The sequence below is a fragment of the Rhizobium sp. 32-5/1 genome, assembly GCF_029537235.1.
Classification (GTDB): Bacteria; Pseudomonadota; Alphaproteobacteria; order Rhizobiales; family Rhizobiaceae; genus Pararhizobium.
In genome coordinates, this window is record NZ_CP120638.1 from 314,806 (window position 1) to 334,466 (window position 19,661).

13 protein-coding genes and 1 pseudogene are annotated in these 19,661 nt (G+C 58.4%); 3 read left to right on the plus strand and 11 right to left on the minus strand.

The window, feature by feature from the left end; translation table 11 throughout:
• Positions 1 to 28: 28 nt before the first annotated feature.
• From P6U16_RS01620 to P6U16_RS01630, 3 genes are all read right to left on the minus strand, one after another.
• Complete coding sequence (locus P6U16_RS01620) at positions 29 to 3,088, minus strand: SPOR domain-containing protein (RefSeq protein WP_277702368.1); 3,060 nt, start codon at positions 3,086 to 3,088, stop codon at positions 29 to 31.
• Between the two features lie 61 nt (positions 3,089 to 3,149).
• Positions 3,150 to 4,910 carry an arginine--tRNA ligase gene (gene argS, locus P6U16_RS01625; protein WP_277703969.1) on the minus strand — a complete coding sequence of 587 codons (1,761 nt, stop codon included), beginning with the start codon at positions 4,908 to 4,910 and terminating at the stop codon, positions 3,150 to 3,152.
• Positions 4,911 to 5,002: 92 nt separating this feature from the next.
• Complete coding sequence (locus P6U16_RS01630; RefSeq protein WP_277702369.1) at positions 5,003 to 6,220, minus strand: deoxyguanosinetriphosphate triphosphohydrolase; 1,218 nt, start codon at positions 6,218 to 6,220, stop codon at positions 5,003 to 5,005.
• A gap of 203 nt (positions 6,221 to 6,423) precedes the next feature.
• On the opposite strand from P6U16_RS01630, the gene erpA reads away from it, so the two are divergent.
• Positions 6,424 to 6,756: an iron-sulfur cluster insertion protein ErpA gene (gene erpA, locus P6U16_RS01635; protein ID WP_277702370.1), complete on the plus strand. Its 333-nt coding sequence runs from the start codon at positions 6,424 to 6,426 to the stop codon at positions 6,754 to 6,756.
• A 49-nt stretch (positions 6,757 to 6,805) separates the two neighbouring features.
• Here the strand turns inward: erpA and P6U16_RS01640 are convergent.
• Positions 6,806 to 8,265 (minus strand): annotated as a pseudogene (locus P6U16_RS01640) (phospholipase D-like domain-containing protein).
• A gap of 175 nt (positions 8,266 to 8,440) precedes the next feature.
• Here P6U16_RS01640 and xth point away from each other — a divergent pair.
• Positions 8,441 to 9,226: an exodeoxyribonuclease III gene (gene xth / locus P6U16_RS01645; RefSeq protein ID WP_277702371.1), complete on the plus strand. Its 786-nt coding sequence runs from the start codon at positions 8,441 to 8,443 to the stop codon at positions 9,224 to 9,226.
• Between the two features lie 13 nt (positions 9,227 to 9,239).
• On the opposite strand, the gene exoR is transcribed toward xth, so the two are convergent.
• The 5 genes from exoR to P6U16_RS01670 form a co-directional block, all read right to left on the minus strand.
• Positions 9,240 to 10,040 carry an exopolysaccharide production regulator ExoR gene (exoR, locus tag P6U16_RS01650; RefSeq protein WP_277702372.1) on the minus strand — a complete coding sequence of 267 codons (801 nt, stop codon included), beginning with the start codon at positions 10,038 to 10,040 and terminating at the stop codon, positions 9,240 to 9,242.
• Positions 10,041 to 10,631: 591 nt separating this feature from the next.
• Positions 10,632 to 11,855: an OmpP1/FadL family transporter gene (locus P6U16_RS01655; protein ID WP_277702373.1), complete on the minus strand. Its 1,224-nt coding sequence runs from the start codon at positions 11,853 to 11,855 to the stop codon at positions 10,632 to 10,634.
• 480 nt (positions 11,856 to 12,335) lie between these two features.
• Entirely contained in the window at positions 12,336 to 15,176 is a 2,841-nt protein-coding gene (locus tag P6U16_RS01660) for a valine--tRNA ligase (protein WP_277702374.1), read from the minus strand.
• A gap of 127 nt (positions 15,177 to 15,303) precedes the next feature.
• Positions 15,304 to 16,170 carry a DUF2497 domain-containing protein gene (locus P6U16_RS01665; RefSeq protein ID WP_277702375.1) on the minus strand — a complete coding sequence of 289 codons (867 nt, stop codon included), beginning with the start codon at positions 16,168 to 16,170 and terminating at the stop codon, positions 15,304 to 15,306.
• A 310-nt stretch (positions 16,171 to 16,480) separates the two neighbouring features.
• Positions 16,481 to 17,143: a protein-L-isoaspartate O-methyltransferase gene (locus P6U16_RS01670; protein ID WP_277702376.1), complete on the minus strand. Its 663-nt coding sequence runs from the start codon at positions 17,141 to 17,143 to the stop codon at positions 16,481 to 16,483.
• Positions 17,144 to 17,405: 262 nt separating this feature from the next.
• On the opposite strand from P6U16_RS01670, the gene P6U16_RS01675 reads away from it, so the two are divergent.
• Complete coding sequence (locus P6U16_RS01675; RefSeq protein WP_277702377.1) at positions 17,406 to 17,972, plus strand: acyloxyacyl hydrolase; 567 nt, start codon at positions 17,406 to 17,408, stop codon at positions 17,970 to 17,972.
• A gap of 5 nt (positions 17,973 to 17,977) precedes the next feature.
• On the opposite strand, the gene exbD is transcribed toward P6U16_RS01675, so the two are convergent.
• Positions 17,978 to 18,406 carry a TonB system transport protein ExbD gene (exbD, locus tag P6U16_RS01680; protein WP_277702378.1) on the minus strand — a complete coding sequence of 143 codons (429 nt, stop codon included), beginning with the start codon at positions 18,404 to 18,406 and terminating at the stop codon, positions 17,978 to 17,980.
• A 4-nt stretch (positions 18,407 to 18,410) separates the two neighbouring features.
• Positions 18,411 to 19,451 carry a tonB-system energizer ExbB gene (exbB, locus tag P6U16_RS01685; protein WP_277702379.1) on the minus strand — a complete coding sequence of 347 codons (1,041 nt, stop codon included), beginning with the start codon at positions 19,449 to 19,451 and terminating at the stop codon, positions 18,411 to 18,413.
• Between the last annotated feature and the right edge of the window lie 210 nt (positions 19,452 to 19,661).

Here is a 19,661-nt window from a genome sequence, read left to right on the forward strand (position 1 = left end):
CGCCTTTTAGAGATTGTCGATCAACCGTCTATTTCGTCACAAGGCAGCTGCCACCGGCGCTCTTATAACGCGCGCAGAGTGAGTTGGCTTCCTCGCGCGAACCGGCGGGAATGCGGACGCGGTAATACGTGCCCTTGCCGGCAATCTCGGCCCTGCGAATGTCCGATCCACGGCCACCGATGACGGATGCAAACTTGCCCGACAGTTTCGTGTAGGACTGCTGCGCCTCGGCTTCCGACGGCAGGGAGGCAATCTGGATCACATAACTGCCAGCGGGAACGCTTGCCGTCTGAACCGGCGTCGTCTCTGCCGCAGCAACGGTCGTTGTCTCAGTCGCCGCGGGCCTGACATTGCCCTGATCGGTGACGGTGCCGACGACGTTGACGGGCTGCTCGGCCGGCCGCGTCTGGGGAACCGGTGCCTGTTCGCCGATCGTTGTCGTCTTGACGGTGCGGACGGGCGCCGTTTCATCGACAGTGGCGCTTGCCGCTTCAGCCAAGGCACTTTGTTCGGTGACGGGCTGTTGCTGCGGCTGGAGATCCGTCAGCGGCGCTGCATCAGTCTCGGCCACGGCAGCGGTCTCAGCCTCGGCCTGCGGCGACACCACTGTCGTCTTCACAGTCTTGATCTGCGGATCCGCGCCGTTGGTGGTGACAGGGTTTTCCGCCAAGGCAACTTCGGTCACAGGCTCCGGTGCCGGCTCTTCGCGAGCAACCAGCGTGCCATCGGGCTTGACGATCATCGTGCGGACCTTGCGCGGGGATACCGCTGTCGCACGATCTTCTTCGGCGGCTTTGGCTTCATCGATGTCAGGCAGCAATCGTGCGCTTTCGTCGCCATCGATCGGCGTCACCGTGGCGGGGTCAAAGTCTTCGGCGCCTTCCAGAGGCAGGCTTTCAGGCGTCAGCGTCCGCTGAACCACGTCGATCGGCTCTTCGGTGGAGGAGACGAGCGTGCCCTGCTGGAGGGTCTCGGCCGGCGCTCCGGCCACTCGGTCATAGACGGCCTTGTCCTGGTTGGGCACGGTCTTGCCACCCTTTTCGACCGGAACAACCTTGACAGGCGACTTGTCTGCCAAAATGATCTTCGGGTCGGAACTGCCAAGGCCCGTCCCCTCGCCGCCCATCCAGGCATAGACCCCGGCACCGCCCAAAATGAGCAAACCGCCAACGGTCGCCGCGATCAGGCCGAGGCGCTTTCCATTCGAGCGCTGGTCCGTACCCTCAAAATCAGCATTGCCGTAGTCGCCACCAACCGCCAGGCGATCATTCACCGGCTGGTTCTCCTGTCGCTGATTGATCGAACGGCGGAAGTCTTCCTCCATCGCCTTTTCGAATTCGTCGAACTCCTCGGCAACGCGCGTGCCGTTCGGCTGTGCCGACGCATGGGTGACGGCAATCGAATGGGCCGCGGCTGCAAAAACCTGGCCGTCCTGCGTCTCTTCGGCAGGCACCGCAGATTTGCGCGCGCCATTGCCGAACAGCTGCGCAATTTCGGCATCAATATCGAGATCATAGTCCGGCTGATAGGCGACCGGCTTTTCCTGCTCGACAACCGGCAGATGCGGAACTTCCAAATCGGCGATGGCCGTTAGGCTTTCCTCGGTTTCCGAGATCATCGACGGATCGAACGGCAACACGAAATCGGTGACATCACTTTCGTCCGGCGTATCTTCGGTTTCGATCACCGGAGCGGCCGATTGCGTCATCACCGGCTCGACAAAGGACGCCTTTGCAACCACAGGATAATCGTCGGCAGCGGGCGCTGTGTCGACGGCGAATTCGGCAGGATCGAGCTCGAGTTCGATATCGGACAGATCGATCTCAAAATTATCAAGGTCGAAGTCCGGCTCGGGCTCGGCCTCGACGGTAGGGGAGAAGCTTGCAGAGACCAACGGCTCGATGACCTCAGGTGCTGCTTCAACCAGCGGGGTAGTGGCAACCGGAGTGACCATCAGCGGCGTTGCAAAAGCCTTCTGCGACGATGCTCCATTGGTGGATGCCGTCGGCGTGGCACGGCTGAATGTCGGCGTGAACGGATAGTTGTTCTTGCGCACCGTTTCCGGCGAATTAGCGATCACAGGAACGGCTTGGCCCGCAGCCTTTTCCGGAACCGGGAAACGCTCGATATCGGCCAGCAAGGCATCGATGTCGTTCGGGTCGTCGTGCGACGCCACCGGCGTCTCGACAGCCGCCTCGGCGACAGGCTCCGGAATATCCCAGTCCTCTTCGACGAAAGCCTGCTCGACGGGCGCCACAGGCTCATCGATGGCGATCGGGTGCTCATAAACGTCCGCAGCAACCGGAAGATCACGGTGGTCGTCCTCAAGTGCCGGTGCCGGTGTGTGCTGGCTGAGGTCCTGCTGTACGACCGGCGCATAGTCCCATACGGAAGCCTTTGCGGCTTCAGCCTGCGCGGGATGCTCAACCGTCACATCATCATAACCAATCGACAGTTCCAGCTCGCGTTCGAGATCGGCCGTCACGAAATCGAGATCGTCCTGCGGAGCCTGCTCGAAAGCAGGTTCCGGTGCCCAGTTCATCTCGGCGGGATCAGCTTCGATTGAAGGGGATTCAAAAACCGGCGCGACATCAACAATCGGATATGATGCGGCTTCATGGCTCTCGTCAAGCGAGGCCGCTTCGACGACGTTTTCGTTTTCAACAACCTGCTCTTCGGCAGCACCAAACGGCTCGACGCCTTCGGGCGCAGGTTCGGACTGTTCGGCAACAACGGGCGCCTCATAAGCCGGCGCGTCAACATCTTCCGCGACCTGCGCCTCCGAAGGAGCGGCTTCGAAGAAAGGCAATTCCGCCGGTTCAACAGACGGGGCTTCTTCGATAAGTGTTCTTGGCTGGCCTGCATGGGCCGGCGCATCATAGAGTTCGAACTCACGCGACAGCTCATCTTCGAGATCGAATACAGGATCACGGCGCACCAGAAGCTGCTGTTTTTCGATTTCCTGAAGCTGCTGAACGGCGGGACGATTGTCATAGCCGACAATGCGGGCGAGTTCGCTCAGCGGATCATCATCCGCCAAGAGGTCGAAATCTCCGGTCCCGCTTCGTGCGAATTGTTTGTCTGCCATGCGCTCCACTCACAATACTAGCCAGTTCCTGCCAGTGCATTGTGGGTAAATGGTGACAATACTATCGCATTTCATCCGGCGCAGCGGTACCTGTAATCGACAGGCCCGACTTCAAAACGGAGGCGACAGCACGCACCAGTCCAAGCCTGGCAATGGTCAATTCTCTGTTTTTATCGTTAACAAACCGTAATTGCGGAGAATCTTTACCTTTATTCCAGTGTCCATGGAAGGCACTTGCCAGATCATACAGGTAAAAGGCGATCCGGTGCGGCTCCTGAGACAATGCTGCGGCCTCAATGACACGCGGATATTCTGCCAGCTTGGCGACAAGCTGCAATTCGTTCGGATCCTCGATATGACCGGCGACACAAGCGGCGAAATCAGTCGATTCGGCATCAAAATCTGGAAAGGCTTCCTTCGCCTGCCGGAATATCGACATGCAGCGTGCATGGGCATACTGCACGTAGAAGACCGGATTATCCTTCGACTGCTCCGTAACCTTGGCAAAGTCGAAATCCAGCGGCTCCGAATTCTTCCGGTAGATCATCATGAACCGCACGGAATCGCGCCCGACTTCCTCGACCACCTCGCGCAAGGTCACGAAGTCGCCGGAGCGTTTCGACATCTTCACGGGCTCGCCGTCGCGATAAAGCTTGACGAGCTGGCAGAGCAGCACGGTGAGCTTCGAGGCACCACCGGACACCGCGCGCGCGACAGCCTCCAGCCGCTTCACGTAGCCGCCGTGATCGGCGCCCAGCACATAAATCATTTCGCTGAAGCCGCGATCGTACTTGTCCTTGAAATAGGCAACGTCGGCGGCGAAATACGTATAGGTACCGTCCGACTTGATCAGCGGCCGATCGATATCGTCGCCGACTTCGGTGGAGCGGAACAGGGTCTGCTCCCGGTCTTCCCAGTCTTCGGGAACCTGCCCCTTCGGTGGCGGCAGTGCACCCTTGTAAACGTGCCCCTTGAAGGTCAGATCATTGATCGCATTGCGGATCGGACCGGCGCCATTGGCATGCAGCGTGCGCTCCGAATAAAACACCTCGTGAACGACGTTGAGGGCCGCAAGATCCTCACGGATCATGGCCATCATCGCGTCGATCGCCCTGTCCTTGACGATAGGAAGCCAGTCGTCCTCCGACATCAGGCGCAGGCTGGAGCCGTATTCTGAGACCAGCGCCGCACCGACCGGCACGAGATAGTCGCCGGGGTAAAGACCCGCCGGAATCTCGCCAATGTTTTCGCCCAGCGCCTCGCGGTAGCGCAGGAAAACCGAGCGCGCCAGGACGTCGATCTGGGATCCGGCATCGTTGATGTAATATTCCTTGGTAACCTCATAGCCGGCAAAGGCAAGCAGGTTGGCGAGCGTATCGCCGACGACGGCGCCGCGGCAGTGGCCGACGTGCATCGGCCCGGTCGGATTGGCCGAGACATACTCGACATTGACCTTCCGGCCCGCACCCGTCTGGCTGCGGCCGTAGTCCGTGCCGGATTTGATCATCACCGCCAGAAGCTTTTGCCAGTAGGCGACGGACAGCCGGACATTGATGAATCCCGGACCGGCCACGGAAACATCAACAACTTCGGGATCATCCTTCAGCTTGGCAACGATCTGTTCGGCCAGCGCGCGCGGGTTTGTTCCCAGCGGCTTGGCCAGGACCATGGCGGCATTGGTTGCGACATCTCCATGGCTCGGATCGCGCGGCGGCTCGACGCTGACGCGGTCGAAATCTATCGTTGAACGATTTTCACGTACGATATCAATCGCTTCCAAAATATTCTTAATTCTTGAATCGAAGTCGGTGAAAAGATTCATGTCATCCATCCGCTCTTTTCCGGCCGGAACCGGAAATCCGCGTCAATTGTCCAAAATTCGGGTTGCGCAGCAGATGCGCGTTGGGCGGGTGACTAGCGCAATTCCGGAGTATGGTCAAACAACCGCCTGTGAGTCGCGATCGCATAGGTATCGGTCATGCCGGCGAGATAATCGCCGACATGTCGCGCCTTGGCCGGTTCGGCCATGCCGGCGATCTGGTCGATCCAGTAATGCTTCTGCATCTGCAGAGGGTCAGCCATGAAGGCCCTGTAAAGATCGACAACGATGGACGCGGCCCCTTCCCGCACACGCATGACCTCGGGATGGCGGTAGATCCGTTTCATCAGCATGGCCTTGATATCGCGATCAGTGGTGAACATCCGGTCGGAAAATGTCGCAATCACGCGGCCCGCCCTGCGCACATCAGCCACGCTCTCCGGCCCGATTTCCTTCAATCTGGTCTGCGCAACGGTAATGACATCCTCCACCATAGCGGTGATCTGCCGACGCATGATCTCGTGGGTGAACCGGCTGCTTTCAAGATTGGGATAACGATCGTGGACCTCACGCATCAAACCGGCCAGAAACGGAATATCCTCCAGCATATCGAAGGTCAGATAGCCGGAGCGCAGCCCGTCGTCGATGTCGTGGGTGTTGTAGGCGATATCGTCGGCAATCGCCGCCACCTGAGCTTCGAGGCTGGCAAAACTGGCAATCTCGAGATCATGAAGAGCGCAATAGTCAAGGATCGGTTGCGGCACGGCGCCGTGCGTGCCCTGCCCGTCCGGCCCCATCAGCGGACCGTTGTGCTTGACCAGCCCTTCGAGGCTTTCCCATGTCAGGTTGAGCCCGTCGAATTCGGCATAGCGCCGTTCGAGCTTGGTCACGATCCGCAGCGACTGAGCGTTGTGATCAAAGCCGCCATAAGGCTTCAGCATCTCGTGCAATGCGTCTTCGCCGGTGTGACCAAAGGGCGTATGGCCAAAATCATGAACAAGCGCCACGCCTTCAGCTAGATCCTCATCGAGCTTGAGCGCCCGCGCGAGCGCGCGAGCGATCTGCGCCACCTCGATCGTGTGCGTCAGGCGCGTGCGGTAGTGATCGCCATCGGCGGCGATGAACACCTGCGTCTTGTGCTTGAGCCGGCGAAAGGCCGTGGTATGGACGATACGGTCGCGGTCACGCTGAAAGTCCGATCGGGTCGCGCTCGATGTCTCCGGATAAAGTCGACCACGGCTTGTCCACGGATCGGAAGCGAAAATCGCACGTTCACCGGAGCCGAAACCAAGCGCATGTCTGTCCAAAGTCATTTCCCACCTTGCATCCCATTGACGGTACCTTAAAGCGTTCATACCTATAGTGTGATTTGCAGGAAAGCGGTGAACACCTCTGCTTTTCCTACAATCGAAAAGCCGGTTTTCCTATATTTTTGCCGAAAATGCCGGTTTGAATACGAAATGCAGCGAAAACGCACCCCAATCTCTCCGGTTCTTGACCCCGGCAGGAGGTCCAAATGACAGCAGACACAGTCACCCTTTCCGATTCGGCGGCCAAACGCATCGCCGCCATTCTCAAATCCGACGCCGAGAAGAAGGCCATGCGCGTCTCTGTCGAAGGCGGCGGTTGTTCGGGGTTTTCCTACAAATTCGATCTGGTCGATGGCGAGCAAAACGATGACCTAGTCCTGGAAAAAGGCGACGCGAAAGTGCTGATCGACAGCCTTTCGCTGGTCTATATGAGCGGCTCGGAAATTGATTTCGTCGATAATCTTCTCGGCCAGTCGTTCCAGATCAGAAATCCTAATGCGATCGCGAGCTGCGGCTGTGGAACCAGTTTCTCGGTCTGAGGACGACGCCCTTTCGTCTAAAGATAGGGTCGTCTAAAGATAGGGTCGTCTAAAGATAGGGCGAACCTAACCAAAAACCTTGTTGATCAGCCTCTTGTAAAAGGGTTGCGCGCGCAGGTACGAGAGCGTCACCGGAAGTGCCTTGGTGCGGATGGAATCGATGCGCGCGTCCAAGCCTTCGGCGAAAGCCGTGTCCAGAATCTCGATGTCGATCTCGAAATTCAAGCGAAGCGAGCGTGGGTCGAGATTGGACGAACCGATATAGCTCCAGCGCTCATCCACCGTCAAAAGCTTGGAATGGTTGAAAGGACCAACCGCACGCCAGATGCGGCAGCCACCTTTCAGCAACTGATCGAACTGCGCCGTCATGGCGCGATCGACGAGCTTGAGGTTGTTGCGCGACGGCACGACGATATCAACCTGAACGCCACGCATCGCGGCCGTCGACAGCGCGCTGATCAGTTCGCGATCCGGCAGGAAATAGGGTGACATGATGCGGATCGATTTGCGGGCAATCGAAAAGGCGCCCACCAACATCTTGTGATTGGCTTCATTGGTCCGGTCCGGCCCGGTCGGAACCACACGCGCGAGCACCGACGTCTTCCGGTTTTCCGTCGGCATGACCACCTGCCACGCAGGCCCATCGAGCATTTCCCGCGAGACGAACTGCCAGTCCTCGGAAGCGACCTGCAGCAGATCGGCGACGACCGGCCCGGCAAGCTGGAAATGCGTATCGAGGGACCGGGTTGAACCAGCGATCTCCTGCGTGAAACCAGCGCGAATATTCATGCCGCCGGTCAAGGCGGTGGCGCCATCGACGATGAGAATCTTGCGATGGGTGCGCAGGTTCGCATAAGGCAGCCGCAAGCCCATGATGATGTTGCCGTTGAAGACGCGAACCGGAACGCCTGCATCCCTCAGATACCCCACGATGCTCGGCACAGAATAGCGGGCACCCACGGCGTCGATCAGCACGCGTACCTCGACGCCACGCTTGACGGCGGCGACCAGCGCATCGGCAAACCGCAGCCCGATCATGTCACGATCGAAAATATAGGTTTCCAGCAGAATGCTACGTTTCGCCTCGCCGATGGCGCGCAACATGGCCGCGTAAGCTGTATCGCCGCCTTCGAGCATCGTGACGCTGTTCCCCGCACTCATCCGGTGACGGCTGACGCGGTCGCCGAGCATCTTCATGGACGCAAAACGCTGTCCGAAACGCTCGGAAACCAGGGCGGCCGACACATCGAACCGGCCAAACTGGTCGGGGCCACGTTCGCGCAGCAGCGAACGCTGCATACCGATCGATGAGCGGCGAATGCGATTGATACCGGCGATGCCGTAGATGAGCGCGCCAAGCACTGGTGACAGCACGATGATACCGACCCAGCCGATCGCCGATCGCACATCGTCCTTGGTCATCGTCGCGTGAATGGCCGCGGGAACGCCGAGCAAAAACGAAAGCGCCACGAAGATATGCGGCCAATAGCTCATGAAGACTTCGATCATGGCATGACTATAGGGCGGTGGAGAGCGGAATCAAACCGCCGGACGTGGTCCGCCCCTGTGATCGGAAACAGGGACAAACGCCAGCAGTAGCATTGCGCAATTTGTCAAACGAGCATGCCGGTGCTAGATCGGACGACGCGGAACAAGGCCCGTCACAAGAGGGACGTCGAGACTGATGAAGATTGCCACCTGGAACATCAACGGCGTCAAGGCCCGCATCGACACCCTGCTTTCCTGGCTGAAGGAATCCAACCCGGACATCGTCTGCCTTCAGGAAATCAAGTCCGTGGACGAAGGCTTTCCCCGCGCAGATATCGAGGCGCTGGGCTACAATTTGGAGACCCATGGCCAGAAGGGCTTCAACGGCGTCGCAATCCTGTCGAAGATCCGTCCGGACGAAGTTACCCGTGGCCTGCCCGGCGACAACGCCGATGAGCAGTCGCGCTTCATGGAAGCGGTGTTTTCAGTCGGTACCGGCGTGCTGCGGGTGTGCTCGATCTACCTGCCGAATGGCAACCCTGTCGATACGGAAAAATACCCCTACAAGCTGTCCTGGATGGAGCGGCTATACGCCTTTACAGAGAGCCGGCTGGCACTGGAAGAGCCGCTGATTCTCGCAGGCGATTACAACGTGATTCCACAGCCGCATGATTGCTGGGACGTCAAGGTCTGGCAGAACGACGCGCTCTACCTGCCACAGACGCGACAGGCTTTCCGGCGGCTGCACAACCTCGGCCTCACCGACGCGATCCGCACCACGTCGGATTCGCAAAATTATACGTTCTGGGATTATCAGGCCGGTTGCTGGCCAAAGAACTTCGGCATTCGCATTGACCATCTTATGCTGTCGCCGGAAGCTGCGGACAGGCTTGTGTCTACCGGTATTGAAAAACACGTGCGGGGCTGGGAAAAACCATCCGACCACGTTCCGGTGGCTGCCGAATTTGCATTCGCCGTCTGAGACGGCGCTTCCGTCAATCGACGTCGAGGTGGAGGTTCCGCGACATGTCAACGGCGACACGGCGATCATCCTCATTGGCCAGAGAGAATGCCTGCTCCTGCATGGCCTGCAGCCACGGGCGATCTTTCGGATTACACTGGTCAAGCGCAGCCGTCATGTAGGCAAGGCCGCGCGCAGTCTGACCTTCCTGGAAGAGCACATCGCCAAATACACCCATGGCACCGGCATGGCCGTTCTTGCGCGCACGGTTGAGCCATTTCTTGGCCTGCTGCACATTGACGCTACCGCCATCGCCGGAGAGCAACATGCGGGCCAGTTGAAACTGCGCTTCAGCGACGCCAAATGTCGAAGCGGCCTGAAAATAGAGCTGGCGTGCCTGGTTGAGATTGGCGCGGACAGGGCTATCGGGGATGCCGCGGCGATAATAGTTGCCAAGCGAAATCAAAGCATTGGCAAAATATCCAGTATCCTCAGATCCCGGCTCGACGCCCTCTTGAGCGATTTCGTTATAAATCTTGAAAGCCTCGAGATCGTTTTCTGCCACGCCGTCGCCATCCGCGTACATATTCGCCAGTGCCCAGCGGGACCCGGTATGGCCTTTTTCGGCAGCATAACGATAGGCCTCGACAGCCTCTTCCTTGCGGCCCTTCTTGTAGGCGGAAAAACCAAACTTGAAGAGGGCAAACGGCCCGGCCTCCTTGTTTATCCCGGCATTTGGATCAAACGCTGTCGCCACATTCGAGGTGTCCGCACAAAAAACCAGCGAAACGCCGAGCACGACAGTCTTCAGGGACTTGTATCCACCTATCAGCATAGCAGTCTGTTTCTTCCATTCCGCTTTATCGGCGTTTGGCGACAATACAATCGCCGATTAGCCGTAACACCTTCGTCACGCCGTGGGTTCATAGGCCCCACAAAGCCTATATACGCGCGACGGACACTCTTAAATCCACGGTCGTACTTCGCCTATCGGAGCACAGACATCGTAAAAAAGCTTTCCGGCAATACTGCGGCCCTGCTTGATAGAAGCACCGACAGAAATCAACACGCCACGCCCGGACCAGCTAAAGAAGCCATCCGAGAATGCTGTAACGCCGTGTATAGCGAGGATTTTACGACAACCGCGATCAGCCATTTTTACCCCCAACGACGCATGCTCTAAACTTTGTTGCACGTTGGCCTGCGGTCATCAGGTGCTCTCTGTTTGTGGCGGGAAATGGACATAATCCATCGCGCTTTGGTCATAGCAAACTATAGAAGAAAATGTGTTGCTGAATCGTCACATTTTGCAGAACAAGCGCCGGAATTACAAAGCGGGATACATGCCTGGACAGCAAAAGGGACACCTCGACGGGCATAAAAAAACCCGGCACGACGGCCGGGTTTTGAAGTGCTGCTTCACAGATTAGAACTTGACCTTGAGCGACGTGGATATAGCGGTGACGATGTCGTTGTCAAAATCGTATGTGACCTCGTCACCGACAGAACTACCGCTCGTCAGAAGGCCAACGGCGCCAGCAAGCCGCAGTTCGACATTTTCGGTCGGCGAATAGGATACGCCGGTTCCCAGCGTCCAACTGTCGGTCTGGTTGCCGTAGCCGTGGCTGGTGCCACGGTCCCAGGTCAGGCTGGCTGCGCCGCTCCATTGATCGTTGAATTTATGACCGACGCCGCCCGTAACGGTCCAACCATCCCGATAAAGAAGGGTAAGGCTTGATGGAAGCCTGCCTGGACCCGGCTGAGTCGGGTTCACCCGAATGACTTGCAGCTGGCTCCAATCGGTCCACTTGACCGAACCGAAGACGAGCCAACCCGGGGCTACGCCGGATTGAACCTTGAGTTCTACCGAGTCAGGCATGGAGGCGAAGCTGGACACATCGTATTTTGTGCCGGGAACGAACACCCCACCACCGGCCGGAAGCAGAACTTTGGTAAGGTCAATCGACCCTCCCAGATTATCGAGATCAACCGCACTGTTGTAAACTAGGCTGGTGCGAAATGCATATTCGGGAATTTCATAGGCTACGCCGGCGCGCCAGCCCCAACCGCTCCCCTCCAGATCCATGCGACCAACGCCGGTAAAACCTGGCCCTGGGATAGGGGTTACAAAGCGCTCTTTGAAGCCGCCGACCTCCTGATAAAAACCGCCACCGATCACGCGGAACTGGCCTTGCCCCATATCCCATTTGTAGGAGCAAGTCGCCGCGTAATTGTCGCTTTCGATTTTGGTTTCGATGTTGTCGTTTGCGCCCCTCCAGTTTGCGCCGGGATTGGTGTGCGCGCCCCAAGGCTGCGAGTAATCCGCCATGCAGTCAACACTATCACCGATGGCAGCCTTAACCCCCACGCGTGGAACCCAATAGCCTTCAGTATCTTCAATGCCGTTGGTTGCGCCGCCGCCGATACCATTCGAGCCGACGCCATTTGCCAAATTAACATCTACGACATTATTCAACTCACGCTGCGGATTGACGTAGGTCGCAGCCGCTTCGGCGGCATAGGTCGACGGATCGAACAAGAGATCGATATTGTAGCCGCCGCGCTCCAGCCCGCCTGCATGCGCCGATGATGCAACGATCGTTGCAGCTACAGTTGCAGTCAGCGCTGCCGTAATTTTCTTATAGGCCATCCGTTCCTCCCCTGAACACAGACAGTCGGCCGAAAAACACCCAGCCGTTCGTAACTGCAAGTATCCGTAGGAAAGACGGGATTGGCAAATACCTAGATTTGGGGATGCCGCCCCTTTGGCGCCTCAAAATTTACGTAAGAAATTCACAAAAAGAACATATTTCAGAAAATTCAGGATAAATTTCTGTTCATATCGACTTTGTCTACAACATCGGAAAAAATATTCCTCAAAATTGACGTTGTGTAACCGTTGCAACACAACAGACCTTTTTGCGAATAAATCGCCATTGGCGTAGCCAGACCTAAACTAACGCCTTGATTTGCCGAAAACTTTGCCGAAATTCTTCGTATCGCGAAGCTGCCGAGCCAGTGAAGGGAATCAATTTCCGCGAATTTCGACCAAAAGCAGGGCCGAAAACGCGAAATCCGCGGCGCCGGGCACCGCGGATTTCAAAGTCATAAACAAAATGGACGACGGCGATCAGCCAGCATCAGCCAGACGTGCCAGTGCCACATCGACAGATGCCTTCTGCACGTCAAGTTCTGCCAGTCGTTCCCGCTCTGCTTCAACGACTTCCGGCTTGGCATTGGCGACGAACTTTTCGTTTGCCAGCTTACCGAGAATGCGCGCCCGTTCGGCTTCGATCTTACCGACAGACTTTTCGAGTCGGGACCTTTCAGCATCGAGATCGATCAAGCTGCCGAGCGGCAGGCAGGCCGTCGCCTCGCCGACGATGACCTGGGCACTGCCCTTCGGCGCAACTTCAGCAAGGGAGATCGTCTCGATGCGTGCCAGCCGACGGATGGCGGAGGTGTGGCGCTCGATACGCTCCTGGGTCAGGACATTCGCGCCGACCACGACCAGCGGCGCCATGGCACCCGGTGGAACGTTCATCTCGGCGCGGACGGAGCGAATGCCGGACACCAGATCGATCAGCCAGTTGATCTCGTTGGCGGCCAGATCGTCGGCAAAGGAAGCGGCCGGCCATTCGGCATGGCAGATCAAACCGTCACGAACGTTGCCCTCGCCGGCCGTCTGCGCCCAGAGTTCTTCCGTCATGAAGGGCATGAAGGGATGCAGCAGCTTGTAGGTTTCGTCGAGGACATAGGCGACACAGGCCTGGGACTCGGCCTTGGCGACTTCGTCCTCGCCGCCGAAGACCGGCTTCAGGAGTTCCAGATACCAGTCGCAGAACTGGTTCCACACGAAGCGATAGAGGCTGCTGGCGGCTTCATTGAAGCGGTAGCCCTCGATCGATTCGGTGACATCGCGAATCGTCCGCGACAGTTCCGTCAGGATCCAGCGGTTGATCGTCACGACGCAGGCTTCCGGCAGGAACGAGGGATCGGCCTTGACCCCGTTCATTCCGGCAAAGCGCGTGGCGTTCCAGAGCTTGGTACCGAAGTTGCGATAGCCGGCAATGCGCGCCGGGTCGAGCTTCACATCGCGGCCCTGTGCCGCCATGATGGCGAGCGTGAAGCGCAACGCATCGGCACCGTACTCGTCGATCAGGTCGAGCGGATCGATAACGTTGCCCTTCGACTTCGACATCTTCTGGCCGTTCTTGTCGCGAACCAGCGCATGCACGTAGACGGTGTGGAAGGGTTCGATCGGCGTGCCGGCGCTATCCTTCATGAAGTGAAGGCCCATCATCATCATCCGGGCGACCCAGAAGAAGATGATGTCGAAACCGGTGACAAGAACGTCCGTCTGGTAATAGCGCTCCAGTTCCTGCGTCTTGTCCGGCCAGCCCAGCGTCGAGAAGGGCCAGAGCGCCGACGAGAACCAGGTGTCGAGCACATCTTCGTCACGGGTCAGGATTTCGCCGGGGCGGAAGTTTTCCAAGAGGTCTTCGACATAGGCCTTCATCGGACCTTCATGCGACAGGTAATGCTGGATGGCGGCATGCAGCGCCTCTTCCTCGGTCTTCTCGACGAAGACCTGTCCATCCGGACCATACCAGGCCGGAATCTGGTGTCCCCACCAGAGTTGGCGGGATACGCACCACGGCTGGATGTTTTCCATCCACTCGAAATAGGTCTTTTCCCAGTTCTTCGGGACGAAATTGGTGCGGCCTTCCTTGACGGACGCGATCGCCGGCTTGGCGAGCGTTGCGGCATCGACATACCATTGCTCCGTCAGGCGAGGCTCGATCGGCACGCCACCGCGATCGCCATGCGGCACCGTGTGCTTGTGCGGCTCGATCTTGTCCAGCAGGCCCGCCTCTTCGAAAATCCGAACGATCAATTCGCGCGCCTTGAAACGGTCCATGCCCTCCAGCTGCTGCCAGAGACCAAGCTGCATCTCGGTCGGCGTCAGGCCCTCGAGGAAATCCTCGTTCTCGACGATCTCGACATTCGCCTCGACAGTCAGAACGTTGATCGCTCTCAGACCTGTGCGACGGCCAACCTCGAAGTCATTGAAATCGTGGGCGGGCGTCATCTTCACCGCACCGGTACCGGCTGTCGGATCGGGATACTCGTCGGCGACGATGGGGATCAGTCGACCGACGATCGGCAGCACGACGTGTTTGCCGACGATATCCTTATACCTGATGTCATCGGGATGAACAGCGATGCCCGTATCTCCGAGCATGGTCTCCGGACGTGTGGTGGCAACGACGAGATAGTCGCGCGTTTCCCAATCGGTCGCATTGCCCTCTTCGTCGAAGGCGACGGGGTGCTTGTACGTCACGCCCTCTTCCAGAGGGTAGCGCAGATGCCAGAGGTGACCGCTCATCTCGACCTGCTCAACCTCAAGGTCGGAAATGGCGGTCAGCAGCTTCGGGTCCCAGTTGACCAGGCGCTTGTCCTTGTAGATCAGGCCTTCCTTGTAGAGCGAGACAAAAACCTCGAGGACGGCCTTGGAGAGGCCCTCGTCCATGGTGAAACGCTCGCGCGACCAGTCACAGGATGCGCCTAGCCGCTTCAGCTGGTTGAAGATCAGTCCGCCGGATTCAGCCTTCCATTCCCATACCTTGTCGATGAAGGCCTCGCGGCCCATCGCGCGGCGATGCTGCTGAACTTCCATCAGCTTGCGTTCGACGACCATCTGCGTCGCAATGCCGGCATGGTCCATGCCCGGCTGCCAGAGCACGTCCTTGCCGCGCATACGCTCGAAACGGACCATGATGTCCTGGAGCGTATTGTTCAGCGCGTGGCCCATATGCAGCGAGCCGGTAACGTTCGGCGGCGGAATGACGATACAGAAGCTTTCGGCACCCGGCTTTGAACCCGCGCCCGCGCGAAATGCATCCTCATCGTCCCACTGCTTGGCGATGCGGGGCTCGATGGCTGCGGAATCATAGGTTTTTTCAAGCATTTTGAAGCCAGACTTGGTGATTGATGTGGGGGTTTGTAAACCGGAACGCTGCGTGCGAGTCAACATCGACCACAAAAAAGCCGCCAGTGTGTCAACTGGCGGCTTTTCGCGAATTATGGATAGCGACTTAGCGGCGTGGACCGCGGGCGACGCGCTCGATTTCCTCGCGCACCAGCCGCTCGACCAGTGTCGGAAGATTATCGTCGAGCCATTCCTGCAGCATCGGCCGCAACATGTCCTGCGCAATTTCGTCGAAGGAGCGGCGGTTGCTGCTGTCGAGGGCGAATGCCAGATTATCGAACGACTTCGCAACCTGTTGTCCGACGGCTGGCGAAACGATGGCCGCGACGTCCTTCTCTCCAAACATGGAGACAGACGAAGACGGCGTCTCGACACGCTCGTCGCTTGCCAGCTGAACCTTCGTCGCTTCGATCTTGTCCTGCGCAGCAGGTGCGGAACCCACAGCCTCTGTTTCAGGCGTCTTTGCAACGGCGGCAGGCTCCACAGCCTTGGCCGAGGCGGAGGGCGCCATGCGCGACGTCACCATTGGACTGTCGGACGACAGCTCAATCGCCGCATTCCCTGGCGCTGAATTCGCCGGCTGCGGTTCGCGCAACATGTAAGTGTTGCGCTCAGACGCTGCGCGGACACGGGCGGCGACATCGGCAAGCGATAAAGGTGGTGTCAGCGGCTGGACAGACGCTTTCGGGGGTTCCGCCGGAACTTCGCGGGCCGGTGGTTCAAAAGAGCGCACTTGCTGGCCAAGCTCAGCATCAAACTCCGCCACCAGCACGTCGTCATCGATCGTCAGGTGAATTTCCTCGGTCGGCTCGTCGCTATAGCCATTGTTTGCGCCAAAGCCACCATTGTTGCCGCGCTCGCTGTCATTGGCAGCAAAACCCGGTATACCCGGCTCATTGCTCTCTATGATCTTGCGGATCGACGCCAGAATTTCGTCCATCGACGGTTCACGTGCTGCATTGGACTGTGCCATTCCTATCCCCGTTTCTGCCGTCGCGCGCGGCATTCATGGCCGCGCTGTCATTCGGCGAGACTGTATGTGACTTCACAGCCGAACAAAATGCTACGAATCACCATGTTGGAATCATGCACAGATTTGTTGGCGCCGTCACGTCTCAGGCTTCGCTATAGATCTCCTCCGGAGCCGTTGCGCTTCCGCACAGCTGCAACGACGATCTAGGGCCCACCACCATTGAGCTGAGTGACCGGTTTTCCTGATCGAAAACAGCGCTAAGAGGCTGCACGGCGACTTGCCGCGATCGAAATCTGGCCCGCTGGGCAGATCAGAATATGAAGTCCTGCACCTTCCGGAACCCAGGTAGCGGCTTGACAGCTGTGTTGAATGCCAGGCGCTCCGAGGTCTTGCCGTTTTCGCGGATGAACAGTTTCGCGCGGGAGGCATTGCCAAATCCATGCACCACCACCAGTCGACCGCCATCGTTCAACTGGTCGAACAGAGCGGGAGGCACGGTTTCGACCGAGCCATGGATGAAGATGACGTCGAACGGAGCCTTATCGGCGCAGCCTTTTTCAAGATCGCCTGTCGCGACCGTCACATTATCGTAACCTGCTAGCGCATCCTTGGCCGTTGCCGCCAAGGCCTCGTTGCTTTCAAGCGCCACCACGCTTTCGGCCAACAGCGATAGGACGGCTGACGCGTAGCCGGTGGAACAGCCGATTTCCAGGACTTTGTCGCTCTTCGAAATCGTCGCGAGCTGCAGCAGCTTGGCAAGCGGAGACGGCTCCATCAGGTAGCGGCCACCCGGTATCTGGGCGGGCGTGGCAACTTCGATATCGCTGTCGATATAGGCCAGCAGCTTCATGCGCTCGGGAACGAAGTCCTCGCGCGGCACGGACAGGAACGCCGAAAGGACAGTATGAGACGTAACATCAGTCGGCCGAATTTGGTTGTCGACCATCTTGATGCGTGCTGCTTCGAAATCCATCTGCCTGCCCTCTTGGTCCGGTCAACTGCCGGAATGCGCGCCCGGCGCAATGCCGTGAATAGAGAACCGCTCCGCTTCGGCGTTTCGGTTGTCCTACGCTCTTAAATCCGTGCTTGCGCCGTTTCAAGCTTATGGAATGCAGTTCCCTCAAAAAGCAAGCCTGGCGAAAGTCCGCTGTGTTTTCTTGACGGAACGAAATTGCCAAAAAAGCATTTAAGCATCAGTTTGCCGCTTGGGCGTCAGCCATGGGGAAATCAGCGCAATGCCAAGGTTGAGTTTTACAGCTTACGCGCCCATAGCCGTGCTCGTGCTGGCTTGCTTCGCAAGCGGTCAAGCCGCCGCCAATGACACTGTCTTTGACGAATTGCGTTTTGGCACCAGCGTGTCCGTCGGCAGCGGTGACGGCAAGGAGAGTGGTTTTGCACCGTCGCTGACGGTATTCTTCGACCCCTTCGCCGAAACCCAGGCGGAAGGCTGGAGGGAGATCGTACTTCAACCGCGTCTCTACCTTGGTGCGTCGATCGGCACCGGAGACACAGCAAGCCAAGTTTATAGCGGCGTCAGCTTTGACATCGACGTTACGGATAAATTCTTTCTCGAACTCGGTCTCGGCGGCACCGTTCACGACGGCGCCCTGAAAGATGACGGCAGCAGCGGACCAAAGCTCGGCTGCCGCCTGTTGTTTCGTGAATATGCCGCTGCCGGTTATCGGTTCGATGACAACTGGCAGATCCTGGCGACCGTTGATCACTCGTCTCACGCCAATCTCTGTGATGGTCCGAACGATGGCCTTACCCATGCTGGTATCGCCATCGGCTATAAATTCTAGATGCCTCAGCCCGCTGGTGCGGCTTCCAGACCGACAAGCGCGATCTTGCCGTAACCTGCCCGTTGGATGAGGTTCATCACCGTCATCAGTTCCCCGTAATCGACCGCCTTGTCGGCACGCAGCAGGATACGGGTATCCTTGTTGCCTTCGGTGACTCGCGTAAGTTCAGCAACGAAGCTGTCCCTCGCCGTCTCCTCATTCCCCAAAGCCAACGTCAGATCGGCCTTCAAGGTGACGAAGACCGGCTTGTCGTCGCGCTTCACCGGCTGGGCTGCCGATTGCGGCAGATCGACCTTCATGTCGACGGTAGCGAGCGGTGCGGCCACCATGAAAATGATCAGCAGCACCAGCATGACGTCGATGAACGGCGTCACGTTGATTTCGCTATTTTCCTCAAGGTCGCCCGCGCCGCCGTCGCTGAGTTTGCTTGCCATGGCCTTATCCGATCCTGGCGATGGCCGCGTCGGCCTGATGTGACTGCATTTCCTGTTTGCGACCTCCCTGCCTCCGGGCCGCGCGGAAATCGAGATCGCGGCTGACCAGGCGTTCGACCGCAGCGGACGCATCGGCAAGAAGCAGGCGGTAGCCCGAGATCGAACGGGCGAAATAGTTATAGATGACAACGGCCGGAATGGCGGCGACCAGACCGATTGCCGTCGCCAGAAGTGCCTCGGCGATACCGGGCGCAACGATCGCCAGGTTGGTCGTCTGCGCCTGGCTGATGCCGATAAAGGAATTCATGATCCCCCAGACGGTGCCAAACAAGCCGACGAAGGGAGAGATCGAGCCGATCGTTGCCAGAATTCCTGTGCCGCCCGCGATCTTCTTGCCGGCGCCGGCCTCGATCCGACCGAGCCGGGACGCAACGCGCTCCTTGACGCCCTGCGTCGGAACAATGTCGAGCGTCGCTTCCGATTTCGCAAGCTCTTCGCCAGCCGCAGTCACCATAAGGCCAGCCGGCCCCTTTCGCTGGCCAAGCTCGTCGCGAACATCCCGAAGCACCGTGGCAGCAGTCAGGAGCTTGACGGCCCGTTTTATGCGGTGTTTCGCACCAGCAATCTCGAAAACCTTAGCAACCAGGATCGCCCAGGTGGCGACCGACGCCAAGGCCAGGCCGATCATGACGCCCTTGACCACGATGTCGGCGGCCAGGAACATGCCGAGCGGCGAAAGATCATGCGGCAATGTCGGGTTCGCAGCACTCGCCTCGCCATCTTCGATTGCCGAGGGTCCTTCCGATCCGGTTGGCACCATGTCGGGCTCGACAGCATTGTCCAACGTCGTCACTGGCGCCGCTCCCTCTGCCTGACCCGTCGCAGGGTTCTCGTCGGTTGCAGCTTGTCCGGCAGCGGGTTGGTTTTCGCCGGTGACAGCGGCCGGCGTCTCCTGCGCCAAAGCGGGCCGCAAAAATGCAGCACCCGACGATGCGAGAAGCATCATAACCAGAAGGATCCATTTCGGCATGACCCGGTTTGGCATAACACGTCCTTTCGATCATTCCGGCCGCACCGCCTGGGAAATCCCTGCAAGCCGGAACCATAATTGTTGCTGTCAGGGCCGCAGCGAAGGCCATTAAGCGCAACGCGACACAGGCTGCGCGCTGCTGTAATCGCTCTCTACGACACAGTATGACTGAAAGACAAGTATTTGTGGAGTATTTTCCTCAAGAAATAACAAGGTTATGACACA